The sequence below is a fragment of the Phocaeicola barnesiae DSM 18169 = JCM 13652 genome, from assembly GCF_000374585.1.
In the GTDB taxonomy this organism is placed as follows: Bacteria; Bacteroidota; Bacteroidia; order Bacteroidales; family Bacteroidaceae; genus Phocaeicola; species Phocaeicola barnesiae.
The window spans coordinates 232,117-253,494 of the sequence record NZ_KB894644.1; the positions used below are offsets into that span (position 1 = coordinate 232,117).

Genomic DNA, 21,378 nt, shown 5'->3' on the forward strand with positions numbered 1-21,378 from the left:
CGTATGATTAACAGATTTGTCTTGAACGAAGTGTCGTACTTCGGACCCGGTGCCCGGGAAGTGCTTCCCAAAGAAATAACCAGACTCGGCTTGAAGAAGGCTTTTGTGGCTACCGACAAGGATTTGATCAAGTTCGGTGTCGCCGAAAAAGTGTTGTGTGTACTCCGTGAAGCAGGTATTCCTTATGAGATTTTCAGCGAAATCAAACCGAACCCTACGGTCTCTAACGTGAAAGCCGGGCTGGCTGCATACGCCGCTTCGGGAGCCGATTTCATCATCGCCATCGGCGGCGGTTCTTCCATGGATACGGCCAAGGCTATCGGTATCATCACCAACAATCCGGAATTCAGCGATGTCGTTTCACTGGAAGGGGTGGCCGATACCAAAAAGAAATCCGTACCTATCATCGCCTTGCCCACTACGGCCGGAACGGCTGCCGAGGTAACCATCAACTATGTGATTACGGACGAGGAGAACCATAAGAAGATGGTGTGTGTAGATCCGAACGACATTCCGGCCATCGCCATCGTGGATGCCGAACTGATGTATACCTTGCCGAAGAGCCTGACTGCGGCTACCGGACTGGATGCCTTGACCCATGCCATCGAAGGGCTAATCACGAAAGGTGCCTGGGAAATGAGTGACATGTTCGAAATCAAGGCCATCGAGATGATAGCCCGTTACCTGGAAACGGCAGTGAACGAACCCAGCAATGCCGAAGCCCGTAACGGTATGGCTGTGGCCCAGTACATTGCCGGTATGGCCTTCTCGAATGTGGGGCTGGGCGTGGTACACGGTATGGCTCATCCGATGGGAGCCATTTTCGATATTCCTCACGGTGTAGCCAACGCATTGCTGCTGCCTACCATCATGGAATTCAATGCTCCTGCCGCACTCGACAAGTATGTGGACATCGCCAAGGCCATGAACGTCTATACAGCCGGCATGACCAAGGAAGAAGCGGCAGATGCGGCAGTAAAAGCCGTAAAGGAACTTTCAGTACGGGTGGGCATCCCGCAGCATCTGTCTGAGTTGGGCATCAAGGAAGAAGACCTGCCTTGTCTGGCCAAAGCCGCTTATGCCGATGTATGTACACCGGGCAATCCGAGAGAAGTAACCGAAGAAATAATTTTAGATTTATATAAGAAAGTATTATGATAACGAACGAACATATCGAACAATTCATTGCACAGGCTCACCGGGTGGGTGATGCAGGTCTGACTGTATGCAGCAGTGGTAACATTTCATGGCGCGTGGGTGAGGAAGTCCTTTTGTCAGGTACGGGCTCGTGGGTGCCTTCCTTGCCGAAGGAAAAGGTGGCTATCTGTAAACTGGAAACCGGCGAAGTGCTGAACGGCGTGAAACCGTCGATGGAAAGCGGTTTCCATCTGGGCGTATTGAGAGAACGTCCGGATGTGAATGTAGTACTCCATTTCCAGTCGCAGTACGCTACAGCCGTAGCCTGTATGCTGGAACTGCCGAAGGATTTCAATGTAACGGCTGAAGTACCTTGTCACGTAGGCGCCGAAATTCCGGCTATCCCGTATTACCGTCCGGGTTCCAAGGAACTGGCCGAAGCTGTCATCGCGGCCATGAAGGACCATAACTCCGTACTGCTGCGCAAGCACGGCCAGGTGGTATGCGGCAAAGATTTCGACCAGGCTTTCGAACGGGCGATGTTCTTCGAGATGGCCTGCCGTATCATCATCCTTTCCGGCGGTAAGTACGATACGCTTACTCCGGCCGAGATTGCCGACCTGGAAACTTACGTGTTAGGGAAGAAGACCAAATGAAAGAAGTATATCTAGCCATAGATTTCGGAGGAGGCAGCGGGCGTGTCATGGCCGGCTACCCCTCCGGAGGTGAGCTCCAGCTGGAAACCATCTACCGCTTCCAGAACCGGCAGGTGCGGATGAACGGGCATATCTACTGGGATTTCCTTTCGCTGTTCGAGGACATGAAGAAAGGTATCCGTATGGCTGTAGACAAGGGATACCGCATCCGTAGCATCGGAATCGATACGTGGGGCGTGGACTTCGGGCTGATAGACAAGCTGGGAAATCTGGTGGGAAATCCGGTGTGTTACCGTGACAGCCGGACGGACGGAATGCCGGAGCAGGTGTTCGGCCGTATCGACCCTCGTACACACTATGCCGTGGCCGGTACGCAGGTGATGGCCATCAATACGCTGTTCCAGCTGTATGCCATGAAGCTGGAAGGAAATCCGCAGCTGGAAATCGCAGACAAGCTGCTGTTCATGCCGGATCTGTTCAGCTATTTCCTGACCGGTGTGGCGAATAACGAATACAGCATCGCTTCCACTTCGGAACTGATGGATATCCGGAATTGCCGGTGGAATTATCCGCTCATCCGTGAACTGGGACTGCCGGAACATCTTTTCTGCGACATCGTGATGCCGGGAGAAAGCCGGGGAGTGCTGAAACCGGAAGTGATGGAAGAACTGGGACTGGACTATGAGGTAGAAGTCATCGCCGTGGCTTCGCACGATACCGCCAGTGCGGTGTATGCCGTTCCGTCTGCTGATAACGGTGAAGTGACCGCTTTCCTGAGTTCGGGTACATGGTCGCTGCTTGGAGTGTTGACCGATGCTCCCATCCTGACAGAAGAGGCCCGGGTGAACGGATTCACGAACGAAGGAGGAGCCGAAGGGAAAATCTGTTTCCTGCAGAACATCACCGGCCTGTGGATTCTCCAGAAGCTGATGGGCGAATGGGCGGAAGCCGGACAATGCACGGATTATGATGTACTGATTCCTGCCGCGGAAGAGGCACAGTTCGCTTCCGTCATCGATGTGGACGACGCACAGTTCACCAGTCCGGTCAATATGGCCGATACCATCGTTTCCTATTGTCGGGAAAGCGGACAACAGGTGCCTCAGACACAGGGGGAATTCGTGAAATGTGTACTTCTCTCTCTGGCGGAACGGTACAAGAAGGGCATCGAAGGGTTGAACCGGCTGTTACCCCGTCCGGTAACGAAACTTCAGATTATCGGAGGCGGCTCGCAGAACAGGTATCTGAACCGGCTGACGGCCCAGGCTACCGGCCTGCAGGTGGCTGCGGGACCGGTGGAGGCTACTGCCATCGGCAACATACGTGCCCAGATGCAACTTGTTGCCCGTCCTTGAGAATCCTCATTCATCAACCTAAATCTGATTATTCATGAAAGAATCTATCGTAAGCAAAGACGGAGTCAGCTACCTGGGACCGTTTATCCTGATAACCGCATGTTTTGCCTTGTGGGGATTTGCCAACGACATCACCAATCCGATGGTCAAGGCTTTCTCGAAGATATTCCGGATGAGTGTGACCGACGGTACCCTGGTACAGGTGGCCTTCTACGGAGGTTATTTCGCGATGGCTTTTCCGGCAGCCATGTTTATCCGGAAATATACGTATAAGGCCGGGGTCTTGTTGGGTCTCGGACTGTATGCACTGGGTGCCCTGTCTTTTTTTCCGGCCAAACTGACGGGCGACTACCATCCGTTCCTGCTGGCCTATTTCATCATGACATGCGGGCTTTCGTTCCTGGAAACCAGCTGTAACCCGTACATCCTTTCCATGGGAACCGAAGAAACGGCTACCCGGCGCCTTAATCTGGCCCAGGCCTTCAATCCCATCGGTTCGCTGATGGGAATGTATGTGGCCATGAACTTCATCCAGAACAAGCTGCACCCTATGGATACGGCTGAACGGGCACAGCTTTCGCAGGCGGAATTCGAGGCGGTGAGGGATTCGGACCTGTCCGTACTGATAGCTCCGTATCTGGTTATTGGTGTGGTAATCTTTATCATGCTGCTGGTTATCCGGGCTACACGGATGCCGCGGAATGCCGATCAGTCCACTTCCATTGATTTTATACCGACTTTGAAGCGTATCTTCACTTTGAAACGTTACCGGTACGGGGTACTGACCCAGTTCTTCTATGTAGGGGCACAGATCATGTGCTGGACTTTCGTCATCCAGTACGGTACCCACCTGTTCACTTCGCAGGGTATGGAGGAACAGGCCGCCGAAGTTCTCTCGCAGAAATACAACATCGTGGCGATGATTATCTTCTGTGTGAGCCGGTTCATCTGTACATTTATTCTACGTTATGTGAAACCGGGTAAACTATTGATGGTGTTGGCTGTAGTTGCCTTGATTCTTACAGGAGGTGTCATCTTCTGTGTGGAAAGCATCTGGGGCATGTATTGTCTGGTGGGCGTATCGGCCTGTATGTCGCTGATGTTCCCTACCATCTACGGTATTGCCCTGAAGGGAATGGGCGATGATGCCAAATTCGGTGCGGCCGGTCTGATCATGGCCATTCTGGGAGGTTCGGTATTGCCGCCGCTGCAGGCTTTCATCATCGACTGCAAGACCTTGTTCGGCATGCCGGCCGTGAACGTGTCATTTATTCTTCCGTTCATTTGTTTTGTTGTCATTGTAATTTACGGATACAATATGCGCCGGGAGTCTTAGGATACTTTATAGTCTATTGGCTGAAAGTTCTTGTACTGTATAGAAAATTTTTGCTACATTTGTAACGGATGATGTGGGTGTGGTTTTTGACTATGCGTGAAAACCACACCCATTTGATTTGTTTCTAATTCAATTAAATCTAATGAATCTCTTATGAAAAAAACTGTTTTCAGCCTGATTTTCTGCTCTATGGCAATGGGAGCTTTTGCCCAACAACCCTTGGGCGGCTTCCTGTACGGCACGGAGGTTGCACCGATGGGGACTGAGTGGGAAGCCCCGGAAAAACTGTCGCTCAACAAAGAGCAGCCTCACGCTTATTTCTTCTCTTTCAACGATGTGGAAAGCGCTCTCAAAGTGCTTCCGCAGCACAGCCGCTATTGGCAGAATCTGAACGGAACCTGGAAATTCCATTGGGCACCGAATCCGGATGAACGTCCGAAAAGCTTTTATGAAACCGGTTTCGATGTGAGTGGCTGGGACGATATAACGGTTCCTTCCTGCTGGAATGTGGTAGGTATCCAGAAGGACGGTTCACTCAAGTACGGAGTACCTATTTACTGCAACCAGCCGGTTATTTTCAAGCATACCGTAGCGGTAGGCGACTGGAAAGGGGGTGTGATGCGTGAACCGAACAAGGACTGGACTACCTATAAATACCGGAACGAGGTGGGATCTTACCGCCGTACCTTCACCGTGGCCGACGACTGGAAAGACCGTCAGGTGTACATTAACTTCGACGGAGTGAACTCTTTCTTCTATCTTTGGGTGAACGGACAGTATGTGGGATTTTCGAAGAACTCCCGTAATACCGCCAGCTTCGATATCTCAAAGTATCTGGTAAAAGGAGAGAATACTGTGGCTGTAGAGGTTTACCGCAGTTCGGACGGTTCCTTCCTCGAGGCACAGGACATGTACCGCCTGCCAGGTATCTTCCGGAATACGTATCTGACCGCCACCTCGAAGGTGCAGGTACGCGATATGAAGATAGAAACCGAACTGAACGGAAACGGAGCTTCGGTATCTGTCAAGGCCATGCTTCGCAATCTGGATAAAAAGAAAATCAAGAACTATACCTTGTCTTACCGTATCTACGAAAACAAGTTGTATTCCGATGAGATTGTAGGCCAGGTGGGCGAACCGGTGGCTTCGGGCAAGTTTGAACTGGACAAGGGAGAGAATACGACGGTAGATACCCGTTTCGAACTGGCTGACGCCAAGCTGTGGTCGGCTGAAAGACCGAACCGCTATACGCTGGTGGCCGAACTGAAGGACCAGAAGGGACGGACCGTGGATGTGATTTCCACTTATTTCGGAGTCCGTCAGGTGGAAATCCGCGATACGGAGGCCAAGGACGATGAATTCGGGCTGAAGGGACGTTATTTCTATGTAAACAACCAGCCGGTGAAACTGAAAGGCGTGAACCGTCAGGAAATCAATCCGAATACCGGTAATGCCATCACTCCGGAACAGATGGAGATGGAAGTCATGCTGATGAAGCGCGGTAACATCAACCACGTGCGTAACTCACACTATTCCTGCAACCCGTACTGGTATTACCTGTGCGACAAGTACGGCATCTACCTGGAGGATGAGGCCAATCTGGAAAGCCATGAATATTATTACGGTGACGCGTCGCTGTCACACGTACCGGAATTCAAGGATGCGCATGTAGCCCGCGTGATGGAACTGGTGCATGCGCACGTCAACCATCCGTCTATTGTCATCTGGTCGTTGGGTAACGAGGCCGGTCCGGGCAAGAATTTCGTGGCTGCCTACGATGCCATCAAGGCGTATGATACGACCCGCCCGGTACAGTACGAACGGAACAACGACATCGTGGATATGGGCTCCAACCAGTATCCTTCCATCGCCTGGACACGCGAGGCCGTGAAGGGTACGTACGATATGAAGTATCCGTTCCACATCTCGGAATACGCGCACTCCATGGGTAATGCCGGCGGTAACCTGGAAGACTACTGGGAGGCTATCGAGTCGACCAACTTCTTCTGCGGAGCGGCCATCTGGGACTGGGTGGACCAGTCGCTGTACAACTACGACCCGAAGACGGGTGAGAAGTACCTGGCCTACGGAGGCGATTTCGGTGACAAGCCGAACGATGGTATGTTCTGTATGAACGGTATTCTCTTCCCGGGACATCAGCCGAAACCGGAATTCTTCGAAGTGAAGAAGGTGTATCAGAATGTGGGTGTCAAGGCGGTGGACATCACCAAAGGACAGATAGAGGTATTCAACAAGAATTATTTCGAACCGCTCACCGGTGTCGATATGGTTTGGTCTCTCTGGAAGGACGGAAAGAAGATTCAGGAAAGCAACGCCTTCCAGGGACCGCGGAACATCCTCGCTCCGCGCCAGAAGAGTGTTTATACCATCCCGTTCGATTTCAGCAAGCTGGAGGCGGACGGCGAATATTTCGTCAAGGTGCAGTTCCTGCTGGCTCAGGACATGCCTTGGGCCCCAAAAGGGTATGTGCAGATGGAAGAACAGCTCCCGGTGAAGGCGGCCGCTGCATTCCCGAGTGTAGCCGGTCAGACCGCCGACGGTAAACTGACCCTTACTACCGAAAATAACCTGAAGACCGTGCAAGGTACGGGCTTCGAAGTGAAGTTCGATGACGCGACAGGTACCATCTATAGCCTGACATACAACGGTAAACCGGTATTCGCCGAAGGCAACGGACCGAAACTGGACGCTTTCCGTGCCATGACCGATAACGATAACTGGGCATACCGCCAGTGGTTCGCCAAGGGATTGCACAACCTGCGGCACAAGGCGGTAGACGCTGCTGCCTATACCCGTGCCGACGGTGCGGTGGTTTTGGCCTATACCGTAGAGTCGCAGGCTCCTTACGGCTCGAACATCCGTGACCTGGGCATCAGTTCAGGGAGGTATAACATTACAAAGGGTAAGGAATTCGGTCCGGACGACTTCAAGTTTACTACCAGTCAGATTTGGACGGTCTATCCGGACGGTTCCATCGAACTGGAGGCCAGCTTTAGCTCGAACGAGCCAAGTCTGAGCCTGGCACGTCTGGGATATGTGATGAAGACTCCTTCGGCGCTGGAAAACTATACTTATTATGGACGTGGTCCGCAGAACAACTACAACGACCGCAAAAACGGCGCGTTCGTACAGCTGTATAACAGTACGGTGAAAGAACAGTTCGTGAACTTCCCGAAACCGCAGTCGATGGGTAACCGCGAGGATGTACGCTGGTGTGCCTTGACCGATGAGGCCGGTAACGGCGTACAGTTCGTTTCTACTTCTGCCTTCTCTGCATCTGCTTTGCCATGGTCGGCCATGCAGATGGTTCAGGCTCCGCATCCGTACCAGTTGCCTGAATCGGACGGGAATTACCTGCATCTGGATTTGAAGATGATGGGACTGGGTGGTAACAGCTGTGGCCAGGGTGGCCCGCTGGAAGAGGACCGCATCAAGGCCGGCAACCATTCGATGGGATTCATCATCCGTCCGGTAGGACAGGGTACTGACCTGACTGCACGTGCCAAGGTTTCGGCCGGCGGCGAAATGCCGATAAGCATCTCCCGGAATGTAACCGGCAAGGTGGCATTGGTTTCCGGAAAGCCGGGGGCAGTCATCTGCTACAGCCTGGGCCAGAGTAAGAAGGCGGTAACGTATACTGAACCTTTTGACTTGCGTAACGGAGGAACCCTGACAGTATGGTACAAGGATAACGACAAGCTGAAGACTACCCGCGATTTCGCCAAGATTGAGACAGTGCCCTTGGAGGTAATCTACGCCAGCAGTCAGGAGAGCGACGGTGGAGAAGCTTCGAATCTGGTGGACGACGACCCGAACACCATCTGGCATACCATGTACTCGGTGACTGTGGCCAAATATCCGCATTGGGTAGATTTGGATTGCGGTGAGGCGAAAGAAATCAAAGGTTTCACATACCTGCCTCGCCAGAACAGCCCGAACGGAAACATCAAGGAATATAAGTTCCAGGTGAGCGATGACGGTAAGACCTGGAGTGAACCGGTGGCTTCGGGTGCCTTTGAAAATAACCTGGAGCGGAAACGTATCCTGCTGGATAAGCCTGTCAAGGCCCGCTATGTACGCTTCACGGCACTGAGTTCGCAGAACGGTCAGGACTTCGCGTCCGGAGCCGAACTGGGCGTACTGGTAGATTAATCGGGTTCTCTGCCTGATTCTCCCAATAACAGGAATCGCTACAGCCTTCTGTAAAAGGAGGTTGTAGCGATTTTTTTGAGGGGCTTATCTTTCACGGTGAAACTTCATCTTTCACGGGAAAGGACTGGCCTACAGCTCGTTGTGTGGCTTGTGAAAGTATGAAACCAATAATGGGACTTTATTGATTGCCTGTGTTTTCCTAACGTCAGGTCGTTCGGTGAAGTGATTGGATTGAACATGCTGACGAATGAATGGCTGTGCTTTGGGTGGGAATTCTTTTTATGCCTAATAAAAAAAGGAAGTTGATAAATACCGGTTATCCGTATATTATCAACTTCCTTTCGTGTGATTCGGCCGAGATTCGAACTCGGGACCCACAGCTTAGAAGGCTGTTGCTCTATCCAGCTGAGCTACCGAACCATCCTTGTGTGAATGTAAAGCTTTCAGTGATTCCGCTGCGATTCGAACGCAGGACCCACGCCTTAGAAGGGCGTTGCTCTATCCAGCTGAGCTACGGAACCATCCTTAATTGCGCGGCAAAGGTAGTAAGTTTATTTGAAATATGCAAATTTTCCGTTGCTTTTTGTTCTTCCTGGAATGCGGGAAGCTTTTCCAGTCTCAGGAATAACGCCGGGGATACCGGAGAAAAATACTGAGTAGGGCAACAATCCCCAACGCCATCGGGTAATACAGGTAGCCGATGATATTCAGTGGAGAAAGTTGCGTCAGCTCGGCTGCAATCAGCATCTGCGCACCGTATGGGATGATACCTTGCACCACACAGGAGAACGTATCCAGAATGCTGGCGCTTTTTCGCTTGTCGACTCCGAATTTGTCTGCGATGTCGCTGGCCAACGGGCCTACGGTGATGATGGCGATGGTGTTGTTGGCAGTACAGAAATTGGCCAGGCTCACCAAGGCGGCAATGCTCAGCTCGGCTCCCCGTTTGCTTTTTACCCGTTGGGTCAGAGCCTGGATGATGTATGCCACTCCTCCGTTGAAACGTATCAGTTCCAGCATGCCTCCGGCCATCAGGGTGATGATGATGAGTTCTCCCATGCCGGTGATACCGGTCCCCATGGAACTGAACCATCCGAAGACATCGAAACTTCCGTACCATATACCGATGATACCGGTGGATAAAAGTCCCAACAGCAGGACCAGCGTAACGTTGATTCCGGCAATGGCTGTTCCCAGTACGACGAGGTAGGGGATAACCTTGGCCCAGGCTACGGGTCCTGCTTCGTGGACGACGGTAACCTGGCTGCCGTAAAAGACGTAATAGCCGAACACCAGCAGCGCGGCAGGCAAGGCGATGGCGATGTTGGCACGGAATTTATCGCGCATGACGCAGCCTTGGGTACGGGTAGCGGCAATCGTGGTATCCGAAATGAAAGAGAGGTTATCGCCGAAAAACGCTCCGCCGATGACCAGGGCTGTCATGAAAGGCAGGCTGAGCTCGGTCTTCTCGGCAATTCCGGCAGCTACCGGCGCCAATGCGACAATGGTTCCTACCGATGTCCCGATAGACAGGGAGATGAAGCAGGAGGCCAGAAAGATACCTGCTAGCAACAGGCTGTCGGGTAACAGCAGCAGTGTCAGGTTGACGGTCGCGTCGATGGCACCCATCGCTTTGGCCGATTGGGCGAAGGCACCTGCCAGGATGAATATCCAGATCATCAGCATGATGTTCTTGTTGGCGGCTCCTGCCGAGAATTGTAGGATACGGTCGTTCAGGCTCAACCCCTTGGTGATACATACGGCATAGATGGAAGATACCAGGAAGGCAACCGTAATGGGAACCTTATAGAAATCGTTCACCAGGATAGAGGTAACCAGATACAGGCAGAGGAATACCGCCAAGGGGGAAAGCGCCCATCCGTTAGGTTGCTTGGTGATAGGGGTCAGTTTGTTCAGATTCATGTCGTTATCGATTTGCGGCTGCAAAGATACGTCAGATTTTTGACAGAAGAGTAAGAAGCCCTTTAATTTTTCTGGAGGTCCTGATATATCAGGCTTTTCTCCGGCTCTTCGGGAGCCGTATGGCATTGCCGGGTAGGTTGCCGCTTCGCTTTCGGGCAGGTAAAGACCGGCTTTTTCTCCGTCGTGGAAGATAAAATGCTGGAGGTTTCTTAGCCTAATAAAAATTAAAGCAGGCGGAATAATCGCCTGAAATGTTTTTAGTGTATTTAATTTTCTTGTAAATTTGCACCCTAATTTTAGGACAGTTGTTCCTCTAGGCAAGCTATTGAAATAAAAATAACATAATTATGAGTAAGAAATTTACTGAATATTCACAACTTAACCTTTCTGATGTCAATAAGGAAGTACTGAAGAAATGGGACGAGAACGATGTTTTCTCCCGGAGTATGACAGAACGGGAAGGGCATCCTTCATTCGTGTTTTATGAAGGACCTCCCTCAGCCAACGGTATGCCGGGTATTCATCACGTCATGGCCCGTACCATCAAGGATACGTTCTGCCGTTTCAAGACCATGAAAGGTTATCAGGTAAAACGTAAAGCCGGATGGGATACACACGGTCTGCCGGTAGAGCTGGGCGTAGAAAAGGCGCTGGGAATTACCAAAGAGGATATCGGTAAAACCATTTCTGTAGCCGATTATAACAGACATTGCCGTACGGATGTGATGAAATTCACCAAAGAATGGACCGACCTGACCCATAAGATGGGCTATTGGGTGGACCTGGATAATCCGTACATCACCTACGATAACCGTTACATCGAAACCTTGTGGTGGCTGCTGAAGCAGTTGTACCAGAAAGGTCTCTTGTATAAAGGATATACAATCCAGCCGTATTCACCGGCTGCCGGTACAGGCTTGAGTTCGCACGAATTGAACCAGCCGGGATGTTACCGTGATGTGAAGGACCTGACCGTGGTGGGACAGTTCAAGATGAAGAACCCGAAACCGGAAATGGCGCAGTGGGGTACACCTTACTTCCTGGCATGGACCACTACACCGTGGACATTGCCATCAAATACCGCGCTTTGTGTCGGTCCGAAGATTGATTACGTAGCCGTACAGACTTATAACGGATATACGGGCGATAAGATGACGGTCGTTCTGGCCAAACCGTTGCTTTACATGCACTTCAACAAGAAGGCGGAAGGCATCGCGCTGGAAGACTACAAACCGGGCGACAAGCTGATTCCGTTCAAGGTAGTTGGCGAGTACAAGGGTACAGACCTGGTAGGTATGGAGTATGAACAGCTCATCCCGTGGGTGAAACCGGTGGAACTGGACGAAGACGGAAACTGGAAAGAGGCTTCTGCCAAGGCTTTCCGCGTGATTCCGGGTGATTATGTAACGACAGAAGACGGTACAGGTATCGTACACATCGCTCCGACCTTCGGTGCCGACGATGCGAATGTGGCACGTGCGGCTGGTATCCCTTCGCTGTTCATGATTAACAAGAAGGGTGAGACTCGTCCGATGGTCGACCTGACCGGTAAGTTCTATCTGATGGACGAACTGGACGAGAACTTCGTGAAGGAATGTATCGATGTCGATGCCTACAAGGAGTATCAGGGACGCTGGGTGAAGAACGCTTACGACCCGCAGTTTACTGTAGACGGCAAGTACGACGAGAAAGCCGCTCAGGCTGCCGAATCGCTTGACGTATACATCTGTATGATGATGAAGCAGGCTGGTCTGGCCTTCAAGATGGAAAAGCATGTACACAACTATCCGCACTGCTGGCGTACCGATAAACCGGTGCTCTATTATCCGTTGGACAGTTGGTTTATCCGCTCGACTGCCGCCAAGGAACGCATGATGGAACTGAACAAGACCATCAACTGGAAACCGGAATCTACCGGAACAGGCCGTTTCGGCAAATGGCTGGAGAACCTGAACGACTGGAACCTGAGCCGTTCACGCTACTGGGGTACTCCGCTTCCTATCTGGCGCAGTGAGGCCGGTGAGGAAATCTGCATCGGTTCGGTAGAAGAACTGTATAATGAAATCGAGAAATCGGTAGCTGCCGGATTCATGACCGAAAACCCATATAAGAAACTGGGCTTTGTGCCGGGCGACTACCAGAAAGCAAACTACGACAAGATTGACTTGCATCGTCCGTACGTGGACGACATCGTATTGGTGTCTGCCAGCGGTCAGCCGATGAAACGTGAAAGCGATCTGATTGACGTATGGTTCGATTCGGGTGCCATGCCGTATGCACAGCTTCACTATCCGTTCGAAAACAAGGAAATTGTAGATAACCGCTCATACTATCCGGCCGATTTCATCGCCGAAGGTGTGGACCAGACCCGTGGATGGTTCTTTACCCTGCATGCTATCGCTACAATGGTGTTCGACAGCGTGGCTTACAAGAACGTGATTTCAAACGGTCTGGTACTCGACAAGAACGGTAACAAGATGTCCAAACGTCTGGGCAACGCCGTTGACCCGTTCGGTACCATCGAAAAATACGGCTCCGACCCGTTGCGCTGGTACATGATTACCAATTCATCGCCGTGGGATAACCTGAAGTTCGATGTCGATGGAGTAGACGAGGTACGCCGTAAATTCTTCGGTACTTTATATAATACGTATTCGTTCTTCGCCCTGTATGCGAATGTAGACGGATTTACTTATGCGGAACCGGATGTCCCGATGACGGAACGTCCGGAAATTGACCGCTGGATTCTGTCGCTGCTCAATTCCCTGATTAAGGAAGTGGATGCCTGCTACAACGATTATGAACCGACAAAGGCCGGTCGTTTGATTACTGACTTCGTGAACGATAACCTGAGTAACTGGTACGTTCGTCTGAACCGTAAACGTTTCTGGGGTAGCGCGATGTCAACCGATAAGCTGTCAGCATACCAGACATTGTACACCTGCCTGGAAACCGTTGCCAAACTGATGGCTCCGATTGCTCCGTTCTATGCGGACCGTCTGTACATGGACCTGATTCAGGTAACCGGCCGTGACAACGTGGTATCAGTTCATCTGGCCGACTTCCCGGTTGCTGATGAGACACTCATCAACAAGGAACTGGAAGCTCGTCAGCAGATGGCACAGGATGTTACTTCTATGGTATTGGCATTGCGTCGTAAAGTCAATATCAAAGTACGTCAGCCGCTGTTGTGTATCATGATTCCGGTAGTGGATGAAGAACAGAAGCGTTACATCGAAGCGGTAGAAGACCTGATCCGCAGCGAGGTGAACGTGAAGGAAATCAAACTGGTGGACGGCGCATCCGGTATCCTGGTGAAGAAGGTGAAATGCGACTTCAAGAAGCTGGGCCCGAAATTCGGCAAACAGATGAAGGCCGTAGCCGCTGCTGTAGCCGAGATGTCGCAGGAAGCGATAGCCGAACTGGAAAAGAATGGAAGCTATACTTTCGACTTGAACGGTACACCGGCTGTTGTGGAAGCCGCAGATGTGGAAATCTTCAGCGAAGATATTCCGGGATGGCTGGTTGCCAACGAAGGTAAACTGACTGTAGCTCTGGAAGTTACTGTAACCGAAGAACTGCGTCGGGAAGGTATTGCCCGTGAACTGGTCAACCGTATCCAGAACATCCGGAAGAGCAGCGGATTCGAAATTACCGATAAGATTGCTATCGTTTTGTCGAAAAATCCGAACACAGACGAAGCGGTAAATGAATATAATACTTATATTTGCAACCAGGTACTGGCTAACTCGCTGGTATTGTCGGATGGACCGGTAGAAGGCACGGAACTCAATTTCGATGACTTCTCACTGTTTATCCAAGTAACCAAATTGTAATGTGACCCATCCATCCGGAATTTTCCGGATGGATACTACTTTTTATTTATAACTTTTAAAACCTTTAACACTATGGCTGAAAAGACAAGATACTCCGACGCTGAACTCGAGGAGTTTCGCGCCATTATTATGGAGAAGCTTCAGCTTGCTGAACGCGACTATGAGAAACTGAAAAGCAGTATCATGAACACAGATGGGAATGATACAGACGATACATCGCCTACATACAAGGTTTTGGAAGAAGGTGCGAATACCTTGTCCAAAGAAGAAACGACTCGTCTGGCTGCCCGTCAGTTGAAGTTCATTCAGAATCTGCAGGCCGCTTTGGTACGTATCGAAAACAAGACCTATGGTATCTGTCGTGAAACAGGAAAACTGATTCCGGCTGAGCGTTTACGTGCCGTACCTCATGCTACATTGAGCATTGAGGCCAAACAAGGAAAGAAATAAAAAGAGGTTGCCTGTGCAGACAGGGCTCTTTTGAAAATGAAGAGGCTGTTTCAGATTCAGAGATTCGTTTCCTTCCATACTTGGAAACAAGTCGATGGAAACCTGGATCAGCCCCTTCTGTTTTTTGGACAGAAGAATAAGCATTTTAGATAGAAGGAACAGAAAGTCTCTTCTATGGTTTTAACAGTAAAAAGTAATCGTATTATCAGGAAACAGTTATGAACAAATATCTCTCTCAAGGTCCGTTGGCCGCACTGATTGTGGCAACGGTACTTGTAATCGACCAGATTATCAAAATCAGTGTCAAGACCAGCATGTATCTGCATGAAAGTATCCGTATAACCGACTGGTTCTATATCTATTTCACAGAAAATAACGGGATGGCTTTCGGTATGGAGATTTTTGCCAAACTGTTTCTTACCTTGTTCCGGATTGCCGCTGTTATCCTGATTACGTGGTATCTGGTCAAACTGGTGCGACGTCCGGCGGCAGAACGGGTGAAGAACGGTTTCATCGTCTGTCTGTCACTGATTCTGGCAGGTGCCATCGGAAATATCATCGACTGTGTATTCTACGGCGAAGTCTTCAGTGCCAGTACCCCGATGTCTGTCGCGAAATGGGTCCCTTGGGGCGAAGGATATGAAACGCTGCTGCACGGAAAAGTGGTGGACATGTTCTATTTCCCCATCATCGATACCTATTGGCCTGACTGGATGCCGCTGGTGGGCGGAGACCATTTCATCTTCTTCAGTCCTATCTTCAACTTTGCCGATGCTTCCATCAGCTGCGGTATCATTGCCCTGCTTCTGTTTTACAGCCGGTATCTGAACGGGGGAGCACATGTACAGGATTCTTCGGACACAGACAAAAAGCAATCATGAAACGCCTTATGAAATATCCGTATCTGACACTGGTTTTACTGGCAGGAGGAATGTTCGCCTGTGGAAAGAAGATCCCGAGTGACATCATCCAGCCTGAGGCGATGGAGAATCTGCTGTATGATTATCATCTGGCCAGTACCTTAGGAAATAATCTTTCCGGCTCTGAGACCAAGAAGCGGAAAGCGTATTACGATTATGTCTTCCAGAAACACCAGGTGACGGAGGCGGAATTCGATTCGTCGATGGTCTGGTATACCCGCCATACGGAGGAGTTGTCGCAGATTTACGAGAACCTGCAGAAACGTTACGAAGCGGCCGAAAAGCTTGCCCGGAAGCAGGTGGACCGCCAGAGCGGACAAATCAGCGTTTCACAGTCCGGCGATACGGTGGATATCTGGCGCGACCGTTCCATCTATTGGCTGACAAATTCTCCGTTGACCAATAAGGCTGTCTTCAATTTCAAGGCGGATACGACATTCCGTCCGAAAGACATATTGGTGCTCGAAGCTGATTTCAACTTTATGCCTGCTCAAAATGCCGGAAAGGCTGTCATGGGATTGAACCTCATCTTCAAGAATGACAGTCTGCAAGGTCTTACCCGTGTAGTACGTCCTGGTAAACAGAGACTATATTTCAAGCCGGATTCGGCCTTTGAGTTCAAGGAGATTATCGGATTTATCTATTACGAACCTACCGAACCGGAGCAGCACGGACATGTATTGGCGAGCGATATCCACTTGTACCGTTATCATGTGAAAGAGGAAGCTGCCGATTCGTTGGCTGTGCAGAAGAATGATTCCTTGAAGGCGGATTCTGCCAAAGCGGATACCGTCGCACTGGATTCGGTCTCCAAGCGTTTGAAACGGGTGAAGGACCTGAAGCCGGTGAAAAGATAAGGAATCGGATAAATACCAAACGGATTCAGGAAAATGATTAGGCGGATAGCTGTACACCGGGTTTGGAATGTGCGTGAACGTAGTTGCCGCGACATGCAGGTCGTAGAGGTGGATGCTGCGACACACTGTGTGGAGCGGGTGTATCCGCTGGTGGAAGAAATCCGGAATACGGAGTGGTGGGGCGGACTGATGATTGTATCTCCCGTTCTTCCTTTACTTCCGGAGGCAGAAGAAGATTTTCAGGCTTATACCCGACGGATGAATGTGCCGGAAGGGGAGGATGAGGCCCGGGAGTATGCCTTCTATGTCGTTGGTTTCCGCCTGGCTGACAGCTGTTTCGGAGCTGCCAGCCGCATGACTCGTGTCTGACAGCTTATTACTGCATCCTGCGGCGGAATTCGGCGCAGACAACGGCAGTAGCTACCGCTACATTCAATGATTCGCTGGTTTCGCATCCGGCAGGATAGTTCGGGATGAGTATCCGCCGGTTGATTCGTTGGCGGATTTCGCTGCTGATTCCGTTTCCTTCATTTCCCATGACAATGATTCCCCGGTCGGCCAATTCCTGGGAATATAGATTCTCGCCGTCCAGGAAAGTTCCGAATACAGGAATGTCTTTATCAAGCGAACTCAGAAAATCGGCCAACGGGCAGTAATGGAGGCGTACCCGTGCCAAGGCTCCCATGGTGGCCTGTACACATTTCGGGTTATAGACATCGGCTGTCCCTGCGGAGCAGAAGATGTCATGAATACCGAACCAGTCAGCTATACGCACAATGGTCCCCAGATTTCCGGGGTCCTGTACATCGTCCAGTGCCAGACAGAGTGTCTGTGCCGGTAGGTCCGTATCTGTAGGGTATTCCGGAATCCGGAAGACAGCCAGTACTTCCTGCGGATGTTTCAGCAGGCTGGCACGGGTCAGTTCTTCTTCGGTCGCTTCAATCGTTTCTTCTGCGTGCGCTTCGGGGTGGGCAGCCAACCACGAGGGGAGGGCTACCAACAGTTGACACGCAAAATGTCCCAGCAAATCGCCGACCAGTTTGGGGCCTTCCGCCAGAAATACCTTTTCTTCTTTTCTGAATTTCTTCAGTTCCAGTGAACGGATGTATTTGATTTTGTTTTTACTCAGTGTCATAGATATGGAAAAACAGATTCGTACGGTATGTAATTAATTGGGGGTTTAGTTTACAAAGATAGGCATTCTTTTTGAGACGATGGTCAAGAAAGGCTGCAATCTTGTGTCCGTTCGCATTTTCAAGGACGGGTGATGGCAAGAAAAGAATATTCTTTATATTTTTGTTCCGGAAACGTGAGAACATGGCTTTCCTTCATGGCTCCAGACTCATAATACAGCTGCGTGGCAGATAGAGGAGGCTTGGCACTGATAGAACTTACACGACGATGATACAGATAAACTACAACATACGAAGAACATTTTGGGTAATCCTGTTATTTTCTCTTTCTGCTTGTTTTACCTGCTTACGGGCACAGGAAGAGATAACAAGAAAGATGAACAGTCTGATAGGCATGGCCGATTTTCAGGGAACCATTGACTATGCGAATGAAGTATTGCGTGAACCCTCGACCCCGAAAAATCCGTCGTTGCAGTTTTTTGCTTGTCTCATGCCGCTCAGAGCTATATCAAGACAGACTGGTCCGAAAAAGCTAAAGAGTACCTGGACAGTGCAGCGGCTGTTCATGCGGATATTCTACCGGAAGAACGGAATTCAGAACTGTATATCGAAGGCTTTTATACTTATTCCAATGCACAGGTGCTGTATTATGTCTATGACTCTGTGGATTACCACAAAGCGCTGACGTATGTGTCCGAAGCACTGGAACTTGCCGATTCCCGGGGGGACATCCGGCAGTCTGTTATCTTCGGCTTGAACCATGTCATTCTCAATACCATGCTTCAGGAGAGTTTCGCTTACGAGGGGGCTGAAGACTTGTATGCCAAGGCCGTGGAGCTGAAAGACAGTAAGCTGCTGTTCAATACGGCTCAGATTTGTGCCTGGCGGTTTAACTATTTGGGAGATTATGCCCGGGCAAAATCATACATTGAAATATCCATAGCCAATATGCCGGAGGGTTACATGGATGCGTCTACCGTTTATGCGGATTATGCCAAGACATTTCATCGCATGGGGCTGAACGACTGTGCCGGCTATTACTATGAACAAGCCTTGAAGCATTCGAGTAAAAAGACCTCTTCGTCCACCTTGCTGGTATACCTTTCTTATGCACAGTTTCTCAGCGATGTGCATGAAGAGGCTAGGGCGGAACAATTGTACAAGCAAGGCCTTGCGTTAGCAGATTCGGTTCAGACAGACTGGAATCGCAAGGAATTTTATGCCGGACTCTACAAGTTGTATCAGCGGCAGAAACGGTATGCAGAGTCTGTAAATTATATGGAAAAGTACATACAGGAGGCTGATAGCGCGGTTAAAAGAAGACAGAAGAAAGAAATTACCGAACTGCGAATCAAATATGAGACGGCTGTCAAAGAGAAAATCATAGCGAAGAATGAACAACAGATTGCGCAGCAGAACCGAAAATTCAGTCTGATTTTATCGGTTACCTTGCTACTGCTGGTGGTTCTGATTTTCCTGGTTGTTTTGTATTTGCAGAAACGGGCTTCTTATTTCACCTTGTTTAAACTTTATTCAGAGGTGCTGGCAGAGCGGAAGCAGACGCAGCATAAGGAGTTGAAGTCGGAGCCGACCGCCCGTACCGTACAGAATTTGGGGAATGCAAATGGATTGTTTGAGAATATCGACAAGAAAATGAAGGAGGAACGGATTTACCGGGATGCCGGACTGACGCTTGAAAAGGCTGCTGAGCTGATTGGTACCAACCGAACTTATTTGTCTGCTTCCATCAAACAACAGACGGGATTGTCCTTCAGTTATTATGTCAACTCTTACCGTATCCAGGAGGCTATTGAACTGCTTTCCGGTCCGGAAAATGACATTCTGCTTAAAGCGGTACTTGCTGATGTAGGCTTCAAATCACCTACTACCTTCTACAAACTTTTCCAGGCTACAACCGGTCAGACGCCTCAGAAATGGAGAGAAAACATTCGTCAAGAGTGTCTGGAAAGGCATTCATCCGACTAAATTATCCATATTCTACAATTTGTAAAATGTGGATAGGGATCCGGGATACATTCTTTAGGATTAGTGACTATTTTCGTCATCGAAACTTAAATGAAAACGTCATGAAAAAGAATGTATTATTTTTGACCATAGCTCTGTTTGCTATGTTTTTCGCGTCCTGCGACAATAATAATGAAGAAGAAATTACGTTGTTGGAGTATTCTTTGAAGGCAACTCCTACTTCTTTGACCTTCGCTCCTAAAGACGCGGAAGCGCAAGTCATTACTGTAGAAAGTGAAAACGTAACATGGTCTGCCATGAAGGAAGACGTTACTGCCGACTGGCTCTCCATTGAATCCAGCGATAATCAGGTAACCGTAAAGGTGGCAGACAATACTGAAACTGTTGAACGTTCCTCTCGCATCATGATTATGCCTACCAACTCTGAGAGCAATGTGGATGAAGTATATATCACCGTTACACAGGGTGCGGGCGAACCTCTTAAACCGGAACCCATTCAACTGAAAAATGTAGGCGCTATCACTTATTATACTCCCAATTATCTGTTCAATACCAACGACAACGATGAATTCCTGATTGAACTGTATACGGAAGAGACTGATGTAGAACTCAGTTTTGTAGAATTCGGTAAGACCGGATACTGGTCAGGAAGCTTTACATCGGGTAATCACCTCCTGTTGCACTTGTTCAATGAGCACTCGGATGATTTCTTCAATCCTTGCATCAAATCGGGTACTTATACGGCTTGCAGTGATTTGTCTCAACTGGCTCCGATGAACTTTGTGACCAGTGTACGCGTCATGGGTAACTCCTGGCCGGACGGTTCTTATATCGAAAACCGAACCATCAACAAGAACGGTATCACTGAAACTGAATTCATTGAGATTGTAGACGGTAAAATTGACTTGACTTATGACGGTACTTCCAACTATGAAATACACATTGAACTGATACTTCAGGACGGTACCGAAGTTGTTTATGAATATGCCGGAGAATTGAAGCTTAGCAATTTGGGAAAAGCTCCTTATGTGACCGACCTGACTGAAAACCTGACTGTAGGAAAAGATGTCTTTGGACAAGCACTGCTTGCCGGCTGTTATCCTCTTACAAACCCGGAGATAACCCAGTGGGACATCCAGTTTATTGACAAGAACATGGAAGCACTTCCGGATGGTACTATCGGCGGATTCGGACATCACGTAGGACTGACACTCTATTCGGCTACGAGCGACGGTACCGATAAGTTGCCGGCACAGGAATATGTTCTTTTCCAGCCGGAAACCGCATTGCAGGAGAACGAGCCTTATACGGCTATGGCAGGAAGCTATGACCCATGGATTGGCAAGGGTGGCTGCTACTGGGAACTGGTCAGTGAAGACGGTGAGAAATTTGCTCCGATGACAACCGGTAAAATTACTGTCAAGCACTTGGAAAATGACAGATACTCTTTTGTTATTCAAGCTGTAGACGATAACGGACATGAAATCACCATCGAGCATGAAGGTGAACTGATAAAAATGATTCCACAGTTATAATCAGATTGTTTTTTCATTTTGGGCAGCAGACCGCAATAAAGAGTCTGCTGCCACTTTTTACACACCTCGAATAACAATACT

14 protein-coding genes and 2 tRNA genes are annotated in these 21,378 nt (G+C 49.7%); 12 read left to right on the forward strand and 4 right to left on the reverse strand.

Annotation, left to right across the window (positions count from 1 at the left end; translation table 11 throughout):
- Positions 1–3 precede the first annotated feature (3 nt).
- The 5 genes from fucO (at position 4) to C510_RS0103370 (ending at position 8,657) form a co-directional block, all read left to right on the forward strand.
- Positions 4–1,158 (forward strand): lactaldehyde reductase, encoded by a 1,155-nt coding sequence (fucO, locus tag C510_RS0103350; RefSeq protein WP_018709927.1) that lies wholly within the window; start codon positions 4–6, stop codon positions 1,156–1,158.
- The gene (locus C510_RS0103355; RefSeq protein WP_018709928.1) at positions 1,155–1,793 is read left to right on the forward strand and encodes a class II aldolase/adducin family protein; all 639 of its coding nucleotides are present in this window, start codon (positions 1,155–1,157) and stop codon (positions 1,791–1,793) included. Before fucO ends, C510_RS0103355 begins: the two co-directional genes overlap by 4 nt.
- Positions 1,790–3,148, forward strand: a complete 1,359-nt coding sequence (locus C510_RS0103360) for a rhamnulokinase (RefSeq protein ID WP_018709929.1) — start codon at positions 1,790–1,792, stop codon at positions 3,146–3,148. Before C510_RS0103355 ends, C510_RS0103360 begins: the two co-directional genes overlap by 4 nt.
- A 34-nt stretch (positions 3,149–3,182) precedes the next feature.
- Positions 3,183–4,484, forward strand: a complete 1,302-nt coding sequence (gene fucP / locus C510_RS0103365) for an L-fucose:H+ symporter permease (RefSeq protein ID WP_018709930.1) — start codon at positions 3,183–3,185, stop codon at positions 4,482–4,484.
- A gap of 153 nt (positions 4,485–4,637) precedes the next feature.
- The gene (locus tag C510_RS0103370) at positions 4,638–8,657 is read left to right on the forward strand and encodes a glycoside hydrolase family 2 TIM barrel-domain containing protein (protein WP_025892163.1); all 4,020 of its coding nucleotides are present in this window, start codon (positions 4,638–4,640) and stop codon (positions 8,655–8,657) included.
- A gap of 346 nt (positions 8,658–9,003) precedes the next feature.
- Here the strand turns inward: C510_RS0103370 and C510_RS0103375 are convergent.
- The 3 genes from C510_RS0103375 to C510_RS0103385 form a co-directional block, all read right to left on the reverse strand.
- Positions 9,004–9,077 (reverse strand) — tRNA-Arg (locus C510_RS0103375).
- Positions 9,078–9,104: 27 nt separating this feature from the next.
- Positions 9,105–9,178, reverse strand: a tRNA-Arg gene (locus tag C510_RS0103380).
- A gap of 97 nt (positions 9,179–9,275) precedes the next feature.
- A complete protein-coding gene (locus tag C510_RS0103385) occupies positions 9,276–10,580 on the reverse strand; it encodes a Na+/H+ antiporter NhaC family protein (RefSeq protein WP_040365902.1) in 1,305 nt (434 codons plus the stop codon).
- Positions 10,581–10,927: 347 nt separating this feature from the next.
- On the opposite strand from C510_RS0103385, the gene ileS reads away from it, so the two are divergent.
- From ileS to C510_RS0103415, 5 genes are all read left to right on the forward strand, one after another.
- A complete protein-coding gene (gene ileS / locus C510_RS0103390) occupies positions 10,928–14,416 on the forward strand; it encodes an isoleucine--tRNA ligase (RefSeq protein WP_018709933.1) in 3,489 nt (1,162 codons plus the stop codon).
- 72 nt (positions 14,417–14,488) lie between these two features.
- On the forward strand, positions 14,489–14,866 hold the full coding sequence (locus C510_RS0103395) for a TraR/DksA family transcriptional regulator (RefSeq protein WP_018709934.1): 378 nt from the start codon (positions 14,489–14,491) through the stop codon (positions 14,864–14,866).
- Between the two features lie 218 nt (positions 14,867–15,084).
- Entirely contained in the window at positions 15,085–15,747 is a 663-nt protein-coding gene (locus C510_RS0103405; RefSeq protein ID WP_018709936.1) for a lipoprotein signal peptidase, read from the forward strand.
- Between the two features lie 8 nt (positions 15,748–15,755).
- A complete protein-coding gene (locus C510_RS16070) occupies positions 15,756–16,643 on the forward strand; it encodes a DUF4296 domain-containing protein (RefSeq protein ID WP_235302602.1) in 888 nt (295 codons plus the stop codon).
- A 33-nt stretch (positions 16,644–16,676) separates the two neighbouring features.
- On the forward strand, positions 16,677–17,012 hold the full coding sequence (locus tag C510_RS0103415) for a hypothetical protein (RefSeq protein ID WP_022340754.1): 336 nt from the start codon (positions 16,677–16,679) through the stop codon (positions 17,010–17,012).
- Positions 17,013–17,019: 7 nt separating this feature from the next.
- Here C510_RS0103415 and C510_RS0103420 read toward each other — a convergent pair whose 3' ends face one another.
- Positions 17,020–17,778, reverse strand: coding sequence for an RNA methyltransferase (locus C510_RS0103420; RefSeq protein ID WP_018709939.1), 759 nt, complete (start codon positions 17,776–17,778; stop codon positions 17,020–17,022).
- A 481-nt stretch (positions 17,779–18,259) separates the two neighbouring features.
- Between C510_RS0103420 and C510_RS0103430 the strand changes: the two genes are divergently transcribed.
- Complete coding sequence (locus C510_RS0103430) at positions 18,260–19,762, forward strand: helix-turn-helix domain-containing protein (RefSeq protein ID WP_018709941.1); 1,503 nt, start codon at positions 18,260–18,262, stop codon at positions 19,760–19,762.
- A 101-nt stretch (positions 19,763–19,863) separates the two neighbouring features.
- Positions 19,864–21,297, forward strand: a complete 1,434-nt coding sequence (locus C510_RS0103435; protein ID WP_018709942.1) for a BACON domain-containing protein — start codon at positions 19,864–19,866, stop codon at positions 21,295–21,297.
- Positions 21,298–21,378: the final 81 nt, after the last annotated feature.

Bases quoted from the DNA above. Each gene is read 5' to 3' on its own strand.
- C510_RS0103435 (WP_018709942.1), top strand. From the start codon at position 19,864: ATGAAAAAGAATGTATTATTTTTGACCATAGCTCTGTTTGCTATGTTT.
- C510_RS0103370 (WP_025892163.1), top strand. From the start codon at position 4,638: ATGAAAAAAACTGTTTTCAGCCTGATTTTCTGCTCTATGGCAATGGGA.
- C510_RS0103405 (WP_018709936.1), top strand. From the start codon at position 15,085: ATGAACAAATATCTCTCTCAAGGTCCGTTGGCCGCACTGATTGTGGCA.
- C510_RS0103385 (WP_040365902.1), bottom strand. From the start codon at position 10,580: ATGAATCTGAACAAACTGACCCCTATCACCAAGCAACCTAACGGATGG.
- fucO (WP_018709927.1), top strand. From the start codon at position 4: ATGATTAACAGATTTGTCTTGAACGAAGTGTCGTACTTCGGACCCGGT.
- C510_RS16070 (WP_235302602.1), top strand. From the start codon at position 15,756: ATGAAATATCCGTATCTGACACTGGTTTTACTGGCAGGAGGAATGTTC.
- C510_RS0103355 (WP_018709928.1), top strand. From the start codon at position 1,155: ATGATAACGAACGAACATATCGAACAATTCATTGCACAGGCTCACCGG.
- fucP (WP_018709930.1), top strand. From the start codon at position 3,183: ATGAAAGAATCTATCGTAAGCAAAGACGGAGTCAGCTACCTGGGACCG.
- C510_RS0103420 (WP_018709939.1), bottom strand. From the start codon at position 17,778: ATGACACTGAGTAAAAACAAAATCAAATACATCCGTTCACTGGAACTG.
- ileS (WP_018709933.1), top strand. From the start codon at position 10,928: ATGAGTAAGAAATTTACTGAATATTCACAACTTAACCTTTCTGATGTC.
- C510_RS0103360 (WP_018709929.1), top strand. From the start codon at position 1,790: ATGAAAGAAGTATATCTAGCCATAGATTTCGGAGGAGGCAGCGGGCGT.
- C510_RS0103415 (WP_022340754.1), top strand. From the start codon at position 16,677: ATGATTAGGCGGATAGCTGTACACCGGGTTTGGAATGTGCGTGAACGT.
- C510_RS0103395 (WP_018709934.1), top strand. From the start codon at position 14,489: ATGGCTGAAAAGACAAGATACTCCGACGCTGAACTCGAGGAGTTTCGC.